Annotated in this window: 17 protein-coding genes; 16 read left to right on the forward strand and 1 reads right to left on the reverse strand. The window is 67.8% G+C overall.

What is annotated here, in order from left to right; translation table 11 throughout:
* The first annotated feature begins 63 nt into the window (after positions 1–63).
* The 11 genes from ppdK (at position 64) to AC07UH_RS05045 (ending at position 10,238) form a co-directional block, all read left to right on the forward strand.
* Positions 64–2,721, forward strand: coding sequence for a pyruvate, phosphate dikinase (gene ppdK / locus AC07UH_RS04995; RefSeq protein WP_495179147.1), 2,658 nt, complete (start codon positions 64–66; stop codon positions 2,719–2,721).
* Positions 2,722–2,873: 152 nt separating this feature from the next.
* Entirely contained in the window at positions 2,874–3,581 is a 708-nt protein-coding gene (locus tag AC07UH_RS05000) for a CoA transferase subunit A (RefSeq protein WP_495179146.1), read from the forward strand.
* Positions 3,581–4,528, forward strand: coding sequence for a 5'-nucleotidase, lipoprotein e(P4) family (locus tag AC07UH_RS05005; RefSeq protein ID WP_495179145.1), 948 nt, complete (start codon positions 3,581–3,583; stop codon positions 4,526–4,528). The genes AC07UH_RS05000 and AC07UH_RS05005 overlap by 1 nt, the downstream gene beginning before the upstream one ends.
* On the forward strand, positions 4,525–4,848 hold the full coding sequence (locus AC07UH_RS05010) for a DUF5076 domain-containing protein (protein ID WP_495179144.1): 324 nt from the start codon (positions 4,525–4,527) through the stop codon (positions 4,846–4,848). Before AC07UH_RS05005 ends, AC07UH_RS05010 begins: the two co-directional genes overlap by 4 nt.
* Complete coding sequence (locus AC07UH_RS05015; RefSeq protein WP_038662805.1) at positions 4,848–5,498, forward strand: CoA transferase subunit B; 651 nt, start codon at positions 4,848–4,850, stop codon at positions 5,496–5,498. The genes AC07UH_RS05010 and AC07UH_RS05015 overlap by 1 nt, the downstream gene beginning before the upstream one ends.
* Complete coding sequence (locus AC07UH_RS05020; protein ID WP_495179143.1) at positions 5,498–5,929, forward strand: nucleotidyltransferase substrate binding protein; 432 nt, start codon at positions 5,498–5,500, stop codon at positions 5,927–5,929. Before AC07UH_RS05015 ends, AC07UH_RS05020 begins: the two co-directional genes overlap by 1 nt.
* Positions 5,922–6,278, forward strand: a complete 357-nt coding sequence (locus tag AC07UH_RS05025; RefSeq protein WP_495179142.1) for a nucleotidyltransferase domain-containing protein — start codon at positions 5,922–5,924, stop codon at positions 6,276–6,278. Before AC07UH_RS05020 ends, AC07UH_RS05025 begins: the two co-directional genes overlap by 8 nt.
* Positions 6,279–6,338: 60 nt before the next feature.
* Positions 6,339–7,025 carry a glutathione S-transferase family protein gene (locus AC07UH_RS05030; RefSeq protein WP_495179785.1) on the forward strand — a complete coding sequence of 229 codons (687 nt, stop codon included), beginning with the start codon at positions 6,339–6,341 and terminating at the stop codon, positions 7,023–7,025.
* Between the two features lie 67 nt (positions 7,026–7,092).
* Positions 7,093–8,532, forward strand: a complete 1,440-nt coding sequence (gene leuC / locus AC07UH_RS05035) for a 3-isopropylmalate dehydratase large subunit (protein WP_495179141.1) — start codon at positions 7,093–7,095, stop codon at positions 8,530–8,532.
* A 115-nt stretch (positions 8,533–8,647) separates the two neighbouring features.
* Positions 8,648–9,277 (forward strand): 3-isopropylmalate dehydratase small subunit, encoded by a 630-nt coding sequence (leuD, locus tag AC07UH_RS05040; protein WP_137899153.1) that lies wholly within the window; start codon positions 8,648–8,650, stop codon positions 9,275–9,277.
* Entirely contained in the window at positions 9,240–10,238 is a 999-nt protein-coding gene (locus AC07UH_RS05045; RefSeq protein WP_495179140.1) for an NADPH:quinone oxidoreductase family protein, read from the forward strand. The genes leuD and AC07UH_RS05045 overlap by 38 nt, the downstream gene beginning before the upstream one ends.
* 3 nt (positions 10,239–10,241) lie before the next feature.
* Here the strand turns inward: AC07UH_RS05045 and AC07UH_RS05050 are convergent, their stop codons facing one another.
* Complete coding sequence (locus AC07UH_RS05050; protein WP_169742544.1) at positions 10,242–10,379, reverse strand: hypothetical protein; 138 nt, start codon at positions 10,377–10,379, stop codon at positions 10,242–10,244.
* A 172-nt stretch (positions 10,380–10,551) separates the two neighbouring features.
* Here AC07UH_RS05050 and AC07UH_RS05055 point away from each other — a divergent pair, with 172 nt between their 5' ends.
* From AC07UH_RS05055 to AC07UH_RS05075, 5 genes are all read left to right on the forward strand, one after another.
* Positions 10,552–10,881, forward strand: a complete 330-nt coding sequence (locus AC07UH_RS05055; RefSeq protein ID WP_038662790.1) for a DUF1476 domain-containing protein — start codon at positions 10,552–10,554, stop codon at positions 10,879–10,881.
* Entirely contained in the window at positions 10,881–11,111 is a 231-nt protein-coding gene (locus tag AC07UH_RS05060) for a BolA family protein (RefSeq protein WP_038662786.1), read from the forward strand. Before AC07UH_RS05055 ends, AC07UH_RS05060 begins: the two co-directional genes overlap by 1 nt.
* 11 nt (positions 11,112–11,122) lie before the next feature.
* Entirely contained in the window at positions 11,123–11,449 is a 327-nt protein-coding gene (gene grxD, locus AC07UH_RS05065; RefSeq protein WP_038662784.1) for a Grx4 family monothiol glutaredoxin, read from the forward strand.
* A 256-nt stretch (positions 11,450–11,705) separates the two neighbouring features.
* Complete coding sequence (locus tag AC07UH_RS05070) at positions 11,706–12,074, forward strand: BlaI/MecI/CopY family transcriptional regulator (protein WP_038662781.1); 369 nt, start codon at positions 11,706–11,708, stop codon at positions 12,072–12,074.
* Positions 12,071–13,597 carry a M56 family metallopeptidase gene (locus AC07UH_RS05075; protein ID WP_038662779.1) on the forward strand — a complete coding sequence of 509 codons (1,527 nt, stop codon included), beginning with the start codon at positions 12,071–12,073 and terminating at the stop codon, positions 13,595–13,597. Before AC07UH_RS05070 ends, AC07UH_RS05075 begins: the two co-directional genes overlap by 4 nt.
* Positions 13,598–13,721: the final 124 nt, after the last annotated feature.

The raw sequence follows: 13,721 nt of genomic DNA on the forward strand, positions 1-13,721 counted from the left end.
AGGCGTACGATATGCTTACCATCCTCCCCGGGGCAGGCATCAGACCGTAGCTAAGGACCAGCGATGACCCAATACGTGTACCGTTTCGGTGGCGGCGTTTCGGACGGCGGGAAGGGCGACAAGAATCTGCTCGGCGGCAAGGGCTCGAACCTTGCCGAGATGGCGTCGATCGGCCTGCCGGTGCCGCCGGGCTTCACCATCTCGACCGCGATGTGCACGACCTATTACGACGAGGGCGAGCAATTCCCGCAAAGCCTGCGCGACGAGGTGGCGCAGGGGATCGCGCATATCGAGGGGATCACCGGCAAGAGCTTCGGAGATGCGGCCAATCCGTTGCTCGTCTCGGTGCGCTCGGGCGCGCGCGTGTCGATGCCGGGGATGATGGACACCGTCCTCAACCTCGGGCTCAACGATGCGACGGTCGAGGGGCTTGCCGCCAAGTCGGGTGACGAGCGGTTCGCGTGGGACAGCTATCGGCGCTTCATCCAGATGTATGCCGACGTGGTGCTCGAACTCGATCACGGCGCGTTCGAGGAAGCGCTGGAGATCGCCAAGGAAGACAACGGCTTCACGCTGGATACCGAGCTGAGCGCGACCGACCTCAAGGCGCTGGTGGCCGAATATAAGGGGCTGGTCGAGACGGAATGGGGCAAGCCGTTCCCGCAGGACGTCCACGACCAATTGTGGGGCGCGGTCGGCGCGGTGTTCGGCTCGTGGCAGTCGGAGCGGGCGAAGGTCTATCGCCGCCTGAACGACATCCCCGCCGACTGGGGGACCGCGGTCAACGTCCAGGCGATGGTGTTCGGCAATATGGGCGAGACGTCGGCGACCGGCGTCGCCTTCACCCGCGATCCGTCGAAGGGCGACCGCGCCTATTACGGCGAATTCCTCATCAACGCGCAGGGCGAGGACGTCGTCGCCGGCATCCGCACGCCGCAATATCTGACCAAGGCGGCGCGCGAGGAGGCGGGCGCCAAGCCCGCGTCGATGGAAGAGGCGATGCCCGAAGTCTATGCCGAGCTGGCGGCGGTGTTCGACCGGCTCGAGACGCATTATCGCGACATGCAGGACATCGAGTTCACCGTCGAACAGGGTAAGCTCTGGATGCTCCAGACCCGCTCGGGCAAGCGGACCGCCAAGGCGGCGCTCAAGATCGCGGTCGACATGGCGAACGAGGGGCTCATCACCCGCAACGAGGCGATCCTGCGCGTCGATCCGATGGCGCTCGACCAGCTCCTCCACCCGACGCTCGATCCCGATGCGCCGCGCGACGTGATCGCCAAGGGCTTGCCCGCCTCGCCGGGTGCCGCCTCGGGCACCGTCGTGTTCGACGCCGACACCGCCGAGAAGCGCAAGGCGGCGGGCGAGTCCGTCATCCTCGTGCGCGTCGAGACGTCGCCGGAAGACATTCACGGCATGCATGCCGCGACCGGCATCCTCACCGCGCGCGGCGGCATGACCAGCCACGCTGCGGTGGTGGCGCGCGGCATGGGCCGGCCGTGCGTCTCGGGCGCGGGATCGCTGTCGATCTCGGCCAAGGACAAGGTGATGAAGGTCGCCGGGCGCGAGGTGCGCGAGGGCGACACGATCACGATCGACGGCACCAGCGGCGAGGTGATGTTCGGTTCGGTAGCCACCGTGCAGCCCGAGCTGGCCGGCGATTTCGGCGTGCTGATGGAATGGGCCGACGGCGTGCGCCGGCTCAAGGTCCGCGCCAATGCGGAGACGCCGCTCGACTGCCAGACCGCGCGCGACTTCGGCGCCGAGGGCGTCGGCCTGTGCCGTACCGAACATATGTTCTTCGACGCCGACCGGATCACCGCGGTGCGCCAGATGATCCTCGCGCAGGACGAGACGGGCCGCCGTGCCGCGCTGGAAAAACTGCTGCCGGCGCAGCGAAGCGACTTCACTGCGATCTTCGAGGTGATGGCGGGCCTGCCGGTGACGGTGCGGCTGCTCGATCCGCCGCTGCACGAATTCCTGCCGCACGAGGAGAATGAGTTCGCCGAGGTCGCCGCGGCGGCGGGCGTCGCTATCGACGAATTGAAGCGCCGCGCCACCGAATTGCACGAATTCAACCCGATGCTCGGCCATCGTGGCTGCCGGTTGGGCGTGACCTATCCGGAGATCTACGAGACGCAGGCGCGCGCGATCTTCGAGGCGGCGCTCGACGTAGCGGAGAAGTCGGGGAAGGCGCCGATTCCGGAAGTGATGATCCCGCTGGTCGCGACCAAGCGCGAGCTCGACCTGATGAAGGCGGTGGTCGACAAGGCCGCGCAGGTGGTGTTCGCCGAGCGCGGCAAGACGATCGACTATCTGGTCGGCACGATGATCGAGCTGCCGCGCGCGGCGCTGAAGGCGGGCGAGATCGCCGAGACGGGCGAGTTCTTCTCGTTCGGGACCAACGACCTGACCCAGACGACTTTGGGCGTCAGCCGCGACGATGCGGCGCGCTTCCTCGGTGCCTATGTCGAGCAGGGCATCTACGCCAAGGACCCGTTCGTCAGCCTCGATATCGAGGGCGTCGGCGAGCTGGTGCAGATGGCGGCGGATCGCGGGCGCGCGACCCGGCCGGAGATCAAGCTCGGTATCTGCGGCGAACATGGCGGCGATCCGGCGAGCATCGCCTTCTGCGAAAAGGTCGGCCTCGATTACGTCTCGGCCTCGCCGTACCGCGTGCCGATCGCGCGGCTGGCGGCGGCACAGGCGGCGCTGAAGTAAGCGTCGGTGCTCCTGCGAACGCAGGAGCCCAGGGTCGCCGGCGTCGCGCTGCGTGGCTCTGGGTTCCTGCGTGCGCAGGAACACGGGGTCTCGATTGACGCTGCGGCGCCCGTCCCGCTATCGCCGCGGCAAAGACAGGAGAGTCACGGGCGATGAACAAGCTCTATCCCGATGCGGCGGCGGCGCTCGACGGCCTGCTGCACGACGGCATGACGATCTGCGCGGGCGGCTTCGGCCTGTGCGGCATCCCCGAACGGCTGATCGACGCGATCCAGGCATCGGGCGTCACGGGCCTCACCATCGCCAGCAACAATGCCGGCATCGACGGCGAGGGGCTCGGCAAGCTGCTGCGCACGCGGCAGGTCAGGAAGATGATCTCCAGCTATGTCGGCGAGAACAAGGAGTTCGAGCGGCAATATCTGAGCGGTGAGCTGGAGGTGGAATTCTGCCCGCAGGGCACGCTCGCCGAACGCTGCCGCGCCGGCGGCGCGGGCATTCCCGGCTTCTACACGAAGACCGGCGTCGGCACTCTGGTGGCCGAGGGCAAGGAGGTGAAGACCTTCGACGGCGAGGACTATATCCTCGAACGCGGCATCCGCGCCGACCTGAGCATCATCAAGGGCTGGAAGGCGGACGAGAGCGGCAACCTCATCTTCCGCAAGACCGCGCGCAACTTCAACCAGCCGATGGCGACCGCGGGCAAGGTCTGCGTCGCCGAAGTCGAGGAAGTGGTGCCGGTCGGCAGCCTCGATCCCGATCATATCCATCTGCCCGGCATCTATGTGAAGCGGCTGATCGTCGGCGCGCCGTACGTCAAGAAGATCGAGTTCCGCACGGTGCGGGCGCGCGAGGCGGCGTGATGCGGCGGGCGGGGTTCGCGCTGGCGGCGGCGGCGCTGCTGGCGGGCTGCGGCGGCAAGCGCACGCATGTCGCGACGCTGCCGGCGCCGGGCCAGACCTATACCGCCGACGGCAGGGTGGTGCGGATCACCGGGCTGACCGCGCTGCCGCCGCCGACCGGCGCGGCCACTGGTGCGGCCGTCGCCGATGCGCGGCCGGTGCCGCCGCAATTCCAGTATCTCTACGGGTCGGCGGAGGCGGCGGCGCTGAGCCGGCAGGCGTTCCGTGCGCTCGTCTCCTATGCCAGCTATCGCCGCGCGGCGGGCGACAGCGTCGTGCTCAGGCCGGGGGCGACGCTTGCCGCGCCGCAATGGCAGGCGTGCGAGGGCAAGCCGCGCGCGGCGGTGTTCGACGCGGACGAGACGGTGGTGCTCAACCTCGGCATCGAGGCGCTGGCGGCGCGCGATCCTGGCGCGCCGTTCGATCCGGCGCAATGGGCGCGCTGGGAGCGGACCGGCGCCAAGGCGGTCGCGCCGGTGCCGGGCGCGGTCGAGGCGTTCGCCGCGCTGCGTGCCGCCAACATCACGGTCATCATCAACAGCAATCGCGGCGCCGTCACCGCCGCCGGCACGGTCGCCGGGCTGAAGGCGGCGGGGCTGGGCGATTTCACCCCCGGCACCGACCTGTTCCTGCGCGACGGGCCGAGCGGCAAGGATGCGCGCCGCAGCGCGATCGCCGCGCGCTATTGCGTCGTCGCGATGGCGGGCGATCAGCTCGGCGATTTCAGCGACCTGTTCAACGCAATCCCCTCCGCCGCCGAGCGCCGCCGTGTCGCCGACAGCGGCGCGATCGCCGATCTGTGGGGCAACGGCTGGTTCGTGCTGCCCAACCCGGTCTACGGCAGCGGGCTCAAGGGCGGGTTCGACGAGGTGTTTCCCCTCGACAAACGCTGGAGCGATACGCCGTGAAACCGTCGAAGCCGCGCGCCATTCCCTTGTCCGCCATCCCCAATCTCGGCGCCAGATCGGCCGAGGTGGCGCGGATCTGGATCACCGACCGGTCGGGCTCGACCGTGGTGATCGATGCCGGCGTGCTCGCCGATGCGGAGATGTTCGGCGTGCTGATGGCCGACACGATCGGCCACGCCGCCAAGGCGCATGCGCAGGCGCTCGGCATGGCCGAGGCGGAAGCCGCGGCGCTGATCTGGCGTGGTCTCGACGGCGCGCGTCCCGAACTCGATCCCGACGCCGTCGCGAAGATCGCCAACCATCCCGGAGGACTGAACTGATGGCCACGCAAGCGAAGGGCTGGGATCGCAACCAGATGGCGGCGCGCGCCGCGCAGGAACTGCGCGACGGCTATTACGTCAACCTCGGCATCGGTATCCCGACGCTGGTCGCCAACAATATTCCCGCCGGGATCACGGTGACCTTGCAGTCGGAGAACGGCATGCTCGGCATCGGGCCGTTCCCGTACGACGACGAGGTCGACCCCGACCTCATCAACGCCGGCAAGCAGACGATCAGCGAATTGCCGCAAAGCGCCTATTTCGGCAGCGAGCAGAGCTTCGCGATGATCCGCGGCGGGCATATCGACCTGACGGTGCTCGGCGCGATGGAGGTGAGCGAGGGCGGCGACATCGCCAACTGGATGATCCCCGGCAAGATGATCAAGGGGATGGGTGGCGCGATGGACCTCGTCGCCGGGGTCAAGCAGATCATCGTCGTGATGGATCATAATGCCAAAGACGGCAGCCCCAAGTTCATCCCCGCCTGTACGCTGCCCCTGACCGGCAAGAACGTGGTCGACATGATCGTCACCGACCTCGCCGTGTTCCGGCGGCCGGATCACCAATCGCCGTTCCGGCTGATCGAACTGGCGCCGGGCGTGACCGCGGACGAGGTGGCGGCGAAGACGACGGCGCGGTTCGACCGGTAATGGATCTCGGCGCCCCCGATACGCCGCGCTGGGTGCAGCGGTTCGCCAATTTCGACGGGGCTTTGGTGTTGCTGCGGGAGGGCGTGGACCTGCTGGACGGAGATGTTCATCCGATCGTGCAGGAGGGGGTTATCCAGCGGTTCGAATATACGTTCGAACTCGCCTGGAAGACGCTGAAGGACTTTCTGGTCTGGCGTAAGGTCACGCTGGAGCGCAGCGGCCCCGGCGACGTGCTCCGCACGGCATTCGCCTTCGGCTATATCGAGGAAGGCCCGATCTGGATGGACGCGCTGGATGCGCGTAATGAAATGTCGCACGTCTACCGCCGGCAGGCGTTCGAGCGGGTGGTCGCCGATATCCGGGCGCGCTTCCTCGAGCGATTCGAAGATTTGCACCTGATGCTGATGCTCGAACGGGCAAAGCTTGGCTGACGCGGACGGCATCGTGATGTCGGAACGGGACCGGGCCATCATACGGTCCGTGCTCGCCCCCTTTGCCGATCGGATCGATCGGGTCGGTGTGTTCGGCTCGCGGGCGCTCGGGACCGCGCGTCCGGCGTCCGATATCGATCTCATATTATGGGGCGATATCGATGGCAGGACTTTGGCACGATTGGCGACATTGTTCGGTGAAAGCAGCCTCGCCGTATCGGTGGATGTTATCCTTTATGGTCCCGAGCTGGCCGCAGCGTTGCGACGGCATATCGACCGGGTGGCCAAGACGCTTTTCATACGTGCCGACCTTCGGGCCGGGGTCGTTCAGACCGGAATCAGGGACTAGGCGGCAGCCGGTCGGACGATTCCCCGCTATGAATAGATAGTCGAGATGGGACCTGCAGCCATGGGTTACGTGCTGATCACCGCCAATCGCAATTATTCGAGCTGGTCGCTGCGGCCGTGGGCGGTGATGACGGCGCTCGGCATTCCGTTCGAGGATCGGATCGAACCCTTTGCGGCGGCAAGTAACTGGGAGGCGTTTCGCGTCTTTTCGCCAAGCGGGCAGGTGCCGGTGCTGATCGACGGCGATCGTACTGTCTGGGACTCGCTCGGCATCACATTGTATCTTGCCGAGCGGCACGATGGCGTCTGGCCGCGGGACGAGGCGGCGCGCGCCTGGGCGATGTGCGCGGTCACCGAGATGCATGGCGGCTTTTCGGCGCTGCGCAACGAGCGGATGATGAGCGTCGGCGTCCGCGCGACTCCGCATCCGGCGTCGCCGGCGCTGGATCGCGATATTTTGCGGATCAAGGAATTATGGGCGGAAGGGCTCGATCGCTTTGGCGGTCCGTGGCTGGCGGGGGAGCGCTTCACCGCGGTCGATGCCTTCTACGCGCCGGTCGCGTTTCGCGTGCGGACCTTCGGGATCGACGTTGGCGATGCCGGAAGTCGCTGGTGCGAAAGCCTTTTCGCGCATCCCGCGATCAAGGCATGGGAAGCGGCGGCGCTGACGGAAACATGGCGCGAGCCGGCGCATGAAGACGAGATGCGCGCGTGCGGCACGATCTTCGAAGATCATCGCGCGCTTTAATATCACAGGCAACAATCTGTCGCGCAGGCTTTCGCTCGCGCATCATTTCCGTTAACGGGCGCGCATCATGGCTTCCCGACCGCAAACGCTGTACGAAAAGATCTGGGCTGCTCATGTCGTCGAACGGCGCGACGACGGCACCTGCCTCATCTACATCGACCGGCACCTCGTCCATGAGGTGACCAGCCCGCAGGCGTTCGAGGGGCTTCGCGTCGCCGGGCGGCGGGTGCGGCGGCCCGAGCTGACGCTTGCGGTGCCCGATCACAACCTGCCGACGACGCCGCGCGTCGATGCCGCCGGGCGGATGCTGCCGATCGCCGATCCGGAAAGCGCGCAGCAGCTCGATGCGCTGCGCCGCAATACCGCGGAGTTCGGCGTCGACTATATCGATGCGACCGCGGCGGAGCAGGGCATCGTCCATGTCGTCGGGCCGGAACTGGGCTTCACGCTGCCCGGCACGACCCTGGTGTGCGGCGACAGCCATACCTCGACGCATGGCGCCTTGGGCGCATTGGCGTTCGGCATCGGCACCAGCGAGGTGGAGCATGTGCTCGCGACGCAGACGCTGCTGCTCAGCCAGTCGAAGACGATGGAGGTGCGCGTCGACGGCACGCTGGGCTTCGGCGTCAGCCCCAAGGACGTGATCCTCGCGATCATGGGCCGGATCGGAGCGGCGGGCGGAACCGGCCATGTCATCGAATATACCGGCGAGGTGATCCGCGCCATGTCGATCGAGGGGCGGATGACCGTCGCCAACATGTCGATCGAGGGCGGCGCGCGCGCCGGGCTGGTCGCGCCCGACGACGTGACCTTCGCCTATCTGAAGGGGCGACCGATGGCGCCGCAGGGCGAGGCGTGGGACAAGGCTGTCGCCTGGTGGCGCAGCCTCGCCACCGACCCCGCCGCGACCTACGACAAGAGCGTGCGGCTCGACGCGACCGATATCGCGCCGGCGCTGACCTGGGGGACGAGCCCCGAGGACGTCGTGCCGATCACCGGCGTCGTCCCCGAACCCGACAGTTTCGCCGATCCCGCCAAGCGCGCGGCGGCACAGCGCAGCCTCGATTATATGGGGCTGACGCCGGGGACGGCGATGCAGGACGTTCCCGTCCAGCACGTCTTCATCGGCAGCTGCACCAACAGCCGGATCGAGGATCTGCGCGCCGCCGCCGCGGTCGCCGAGGGACGCCATGTCGCCGACGGCGTGCGGGCGATGGTCGTGCCGGGATCGGGGCTGGTCAAGCGGCAGGCGGAGGCCGAGGGGCTCGACCGGGTGTTCGTGCAGGCCGGCTTCGAATGGCGCGAGCCGGGCTGTTCGATGTGCCTCGCGATGAACCCCGACAAGGTGCCTGCGGGGGAGCGGTGCGCGTCCACGTCGAACCGGAATTTCGTGGGTCGACAGGGACCTGGCGCGCGCACACACCTGTTGTCGCCGGCAATGGCGGCGGCGGCGGCGGTGACCGGGCGGCTCGCCGACGTACGGGATCTGATGGGAGCGACGCGATGAAGAAGGTATTGGTATTGCTGGTGGCGGGCGCGATGATGAGCGGCGTCGCCGCCTATGTCGCGGGCGCGCGCGTGCTTGCGCATCCGGTCAAGACCGAACGCTAGAAGGCGCCGATATGCAGCCCGTCACGACCGTTACCGGCACCGCCTATCCCTGGGGTGCCAAGAATATCGACACCGACATCATCATCCCGGCGCATTGGCTCAAGACCATCACGCGCTCGGGGCTGGCGCGCGGCGCGTTCGAGACGGTGCGTGCGCAGCCGGGCAACGTCTTCGACGACCCGCGTTATGCCGGTGCGCCGATCCTGATCGCCGGCGACAATTTCGGCTGCGGATCGAGCCGCGAACATGCCGCCTGGGCGCTCGCCGACATGGGCGTGCGTGCGGTGATCGCGCCGAGCTTCTCCGACATCTTCTCGGGCAATGCGTTCAAGAACGGCATCGTGCCGGTGGTGCTGCCGCAGGAGGCGGTGGATCGTCTCGTCGAGGTGGCGAAGGAGCAGCCGGTCACCGTCGACCTCGAGACGATGACGGTGACGACGCCCTATCAGGACCGCTTCGCCTTCGACCTCGATCCGTTCCGCCGGCAATGCCTGATGGAGGGGCTGGACGAGATCGGCCTGACGATGGCAAGGGATACCGCGATTTCGAAATTCGAGGGTGCGGTGGATCAACATCGCCCCTGGATCGCGAGCAGGAGCGGTTATGCGGGCATTGCTGTCGACGGCGTCGGGCGGACCTGACACTCTAGAACTCACCGAACTGCCCGATCCGGCACCGGCCAAGGGGCAGGTGCGGATCGCGGTCAAGGCCTGCGCGATCAACTATCCCGACGTCCTGATCATCGAGGACAAATATCAGTTCAAGCCGCCGCGCCCGTTCGCGCCGGGCGGCGAGATCGCCGGCGTGATCGACGCGCTCGGCGAGGGCGTCAGCGACTGGCAGATCGGCGACCGCGTGATGGGGGTGATCGGCCATGGCGGCCTCGCCACCAGCATCGTCACCGAGCCGCGGCGGCTCTATCGCCTGCCCGTGGAGCGCGACTTCGCCGAGGGCGCGGCGCTGATCCTCACCTATGCCACGACGATCCATGCCTTGCTCGACCGCGGGCGGTTGCAGGCGGGCCAGTCGCTGCTGGTGCTCGGTGCGGCCGGCGGCGTCGGGCTGGCGGCGATCGAACTCGGCAAGGCCTATGGCGCACGCGTCGTCGCGGCGGTGTCGTCGGAGGAGAAAGCGGCGGCGGCGACCGCCGCTGGCGCGGACGAGACGGTCGTCTACGGTCGCGCGCCGTTCGACAAGGAGGCGTCGAAGGCGCTCGCCGAACGGTTCAAGGCGGCGGGCGGGCGCGGCGGGTTCGATGTGATCTACGATCCGGTCGGCGGCGATTATGCCGAGCCGGCGCTGCGCGCGATCGGCTGGGAAGGGCGCTATCTCGTCGTCGGCTTTCCGGCCGGCATCCCGAAGCTGCCGCTCAATCTGACGCTGCTCAAGAGCTGCGATGTCTGCGGGGTGTTCTGGGGCGCTTTCGCGGCACGCGATCCACAGGCCAATGCGGCGCATGTCGCGCGGCTGTTCGAATTGTGGCGCGACGGAAAGATCGCGCCGAAGGTGACCGAGACCTTTCCGCTGGAGCGCGGCGGCGACGCGATCGCGAAGATGGCGGCGCGCGGCGCGATCGGGAAGCTGGTGGTCGCGGTCGGCTGACGGTCAGCGGATCGCGAAGAAGATCGCGAGCATCAACGCCCAGAGCAACAGCGATATCGCCGATCCGACGACGATGCCGGTGAGCGGCGCGGCGCGGGTGGGCTGCGAATGGCCTCCGGCGGGGACGGGCCTCTTGATCATGATCCTTCTCCTGCGGTCGAGCGGGGTGCTCGCCCTCACATAGTTATCGCATCGTTAACTCTTTTGTTCCGAACGACTTATGCTTGGCATGGGGACTGCGGTTCCGGGCATCCGTTGCGCGTGCGCAGACGCGCCCCTATGTGCGGAGGAGCAAAAAACGGGGTGAGTGACGATGTCCATGTTCGACGACCGTGAGCGCGCCCATGAGGCGGCGTTCGCGCGTGAGGAGGAGATGGCGTTTCGCATCACCGCGCGCCGCAATCGCCTGCTCGGCCAATGGGCCGCCGCGCAGATGGGGCTGACGCCGGAAGAGACCGATTCCTATGCCAAGGCGGTAGTCCAGGCGGACTTCGAGGAATCCGGCGAGGAGGACGTCGTGCGCAAGCTGTTGGGCGACCTGACCGCCGCCGGTGTCGAGACCGACGATGCCGCGGTGCGCCGCGCGCTCGCCGAGAAGATGATCGAGGCGCGGCGGCAGCTGATCCAGGCGGAGCAGGGCTGATGCCGATGGCCGCCGACGACATCGCCGCGCTGATCCGCGCCGCCATCCCCGACGCCGAGGTCGAGATCACCGACCTCGCCGGCGACGGCGATCATTATGCCGCCCGCGTCGTATCGGCGAGCTTCGCCGGTCTGCCGCTCCGCAAGCAACACCAAGCCGTATATGCGGCGCTCGGCCAGCGCATGGGCGGCGAACTCCACGCCCTGCAGCTCAAGACCGCCGCCGCCTGAGGATGATGACCATGACTGACGACACCAACGCCCGCATCGACGCCGTCGTGAAGAACAATGCCGTGGTATTGTTCATGAAGGGCAGTCCGCTGTTCCCGCAATGCGGCTTCTCCAGCCGCGCGGTCGCGATCCTCGACCATCTCAACGTCGACTATGAGAGCGTCGACGTGCTGCAGGACCAGGGCATCCGCCAGGGCATCAAGGCCTATTCGGACTGGCCGACGATCCCGCAGCTTTACGTCGGCGGCGAATTCGTCGGCGGATCGGACATCATGATGGAAATGTATGAGAGCGGCGAACTGGCGACGCTGTTGAAGGGCGATACGGCCGCAGCCTGACCGGTGCCGGGTGCGGGTGGGGTCGCGAGACGCGGAAAAGCGATGACCCCACCCTGCTGAAGCGTCGTGACGCTCGGCTGGCTCTCGATATGCAGACGTCGTGCCAATCGTGCGGAGCGGCGGATTTCCGCCGTTTATACGGTTAACGGCCGTCTCGTGCCGCACCGACCTGTAAGCGATCCCGACATCGCCGCATCCCTCTTGACTACGTCCGTAAACGGTACGATTACACCTGTAGTCCAACAGGAGCGTAGCCGTGGTCGAACGAATCAGCGATGCCGAACATGCGGTCATGGAGGTGCTGTGGGACGAGGCGCCGCTTACCGCGCAGGACGTGGCCGAACGCGTCGATCCCGCCCGCGGGTGGAGCGCCAACACCGTCAAGACGCTGCTTGGCCGGCTGCTCGCCAAGACCGCGATCGCGCATGAGGAGGATGGCCGCCGCTATCTCTATCGCCCGCTCGTCGCGCGTGGCGATTATGTGTCGGGCGAATCGAAGCGGCTGATCGACCGCCTGTTCGGCGGTAAATTGACGCCGCTGGTCGCGCATCTCGCCGAGCGCGACGAACTCACCGCGACCGACATCGCCGAGATCGAGGCGCTGTTGAAGGACCTCAAGCAGTGATCGGCTGGCTGGTCGAGGCGCTGATCGCCTCCACGCTCCTGATGGCGCTGGTCATGCTGGTGCGCGCGCCGGTGCGCAACGCCTTCGGGCCGCAGGTCGCTTATGCCCTGTGGGCGCTGCCGTTGCTGCGCCTGCTGCTGCCACCGCTGCCCGCGGCGTGGCAGGAGGTGGCGGCGACGCCGATCAGCCGCGCCAGCGACACGCTCACCATCCTGGTCGCCGATGGCGCCGCGAACGATACGGTGGCGCCGGTGGCGGTCGCCGCGCCGGCGATCGGCTGGATCGTCGGCCTGTTGTGGGCGGCTGGCGCGCTCGGCTTCCTCGTCTGGCACCTGACCAGCCATCGGCGCCACTGCCGCCGCCTGCTCGGCACCGCGGCGAGCATCGAGGAGGTGCGCGGCGTGCACATCATCGCCAGCGAGGCGGCGGCCGGGCCGCTCGCCTTCGGCGTGATGCGCCGCTACGTCGCCTTTCCACTCGATTTCGCCGACCGCTACGACGCCGACGAGCGGGAGCTGGCGCTGGAGCATGAGATCGGCCACCACCAGCGCGGCGACCTGATCGCCAATTGGATCGCGCTCGGCGTGCTGGCGCTGCACTGGTTCAATCCGGTCGCCTGGCGTGCGTTTCGCGCCTTCCGCGCCGATCAGGAACTCGCCAACGATGCTCGCGTCCTCGCCGGCCGATCGACGATCGACCGCCACGCTTATGCCTGCGCCATCGTCAAGGCGGCGCATGGCGGCGCGGTCTCTGCGGCCTGTCATCTGCACACCATCGACGATCTGAAAGGGAGACTCCGCATGCTGTCCACCTCGCCGCGTTCGCGCCGCCGCCTCGCTCTGGGTGGTGCGCTGGTCTCGACTGTCGTGCTCGGCGGGCTCGGCGTGACCGCCTCGGGCACCAGCGCCGCCGCGGCGATCAGCCATCGGGTCGGCAACACGATGGGGATCGACCTGCAGGCGACGTCGGCCGCCCTCGACATGCCCGAGATGCCGGAAACGCCGGAAACGCCGGAGATGCCGGCAATGCCGGCCATGCCGGCGATGGCGGATGCCGCGAAGCCGGCTCCGAGCGTCCGCCGCATCGTCGTCAAGCGGACCGCCACGGACAGCAGCACCCATAGCACGACGGAGAACGGGCACCCCGACGCTCGCGAGCTCCAGGCGATGGTCGACCGGTCGATGCGGACCGTGCCCGAGGTCAGCGAGCGCAATTGCAGCCTCGGCCGGGATGGCGAGGCGCAGCAATTCGTCGTGCAGGGCCGCAAGGGCGGAAAGCGGACGATGGTGATCTGCACCAACCGTATCCGCGTCGCGACCGCCGCCAGCGCTGCCGCCACGGTCAATGCCGCCGAAATCCGCCGCAACGCGATGGCGAGCGCGCTGGCGAGCGTCGAGGCCTCGCGGGCCAGCATCGCCGCCAACCAGCTCATCCCCGCCAGCGGGCGCAAGGAGGCGCTGGCCGAGATGGATTCGGCACTGGCGGAATTGCGCGCGGAAATGGCTTCGCCCGACAAGGATTGATGCGGCCCATCCGGTGTTCCCGCGAAAGCGGGAACCCGGGGCCAAGCAGAGCGACGTCCGATCGCGTACGGGACTCCTGGACTCCCGCTTTCGCGGGAGCACTGGGGCAGTTCTCGCCGTCATC

This window comes from Sphingomonas sp. GW821-FHT04B01 (genome assembly GCF_059420425.1).

Coding starts and splice junctions, on each gene's coding strand:
- AC07UH_RS05015 (WP_038662805.1), top strand. CDS start 4,848: ATGGCCACGCAAGCGAAGGGCTGGGATCGCAACCAGATGGCGGCGCGC.
- AC07UH_RS05000 (WP_495179146.1), top strand. CDS start 2,874: ATGAACAAGCTCTATCCCGATGCGGCGGCGGCGCTCGACGGCCTGCTG.
- AC07UH_RS05055 (WP_038662790.1), top strand. CDS start 10,552: ATGTCCATGTTCGACGACCGTGAGCGCGCCCATGAGGCGGCGTTCGCG.
- AC07UH_RS05005 (WP_495179145.1), top strand. CDS start 3,581: ATGCGGCGGGCGGGGTTCGCGCTGGCGGCGGCGGCGCTGCTGGCGGGC.
- AC07UH_RS05030 (WP_495179785.1), top strand. CDS start 6,339: ATGGGTTACGTGCTGATCACCGCCAATCGCAATTATTCGAGCTGGTCG.
- AC07UH_RS05060 (WP_038662786.1), top strand. CDS start 10,881: ATGCCGATGGCCGCCGACGACATCGCCGCGCTGATCCGCGCCGCCATC.
- AC07UH_RS05020 (WP_495179143.1), top strand. CDS start 5,498: ATGGATCTCGGCGCCCCCGATACGCCGCGCTGGGTGCAGCGGTTCGCC.
- grxD (WP_038662784.1), top strand. CDS start 11,123: ATGACTGACGACACCAACGCCCGCATCGACGCCGTCGTGAAGAACAAT.
- leuC (WP_495179141.1), top strand. CDS start 7,093: ATGGCTTCCCGACCGCAAACGCTGTACGAAAAGATCTGGGCTGCTCAT.
- AC07UH_RS05050 (WP_169742544.1), bottom strand. CDS start 10,379: ATGATCAAGAGGCCCGTCCCCGCCGGAGGCCATTCGCAGCCCACCCGC.
- ppdK (WP_495179147.1), top strand. CDS start 64: ATGACCCAATACGTGTACCGTTTCGGTGGCGGCGTTTCGGACGGCGGG.
- AC07UH_RS05045 (WP_495179140.1), top strand. CDS start 9,240: ATGCGGGCATTGCTGTCGACGGCGTCGGGCGGACCTGACACTCTAGAA.
- leuD (WP_137899153.1), top strand. CDS start 8,648: ATGCAGCCCGTCACGACCGTTACCGGCACCGCCTATCCCTGGGGTGCC.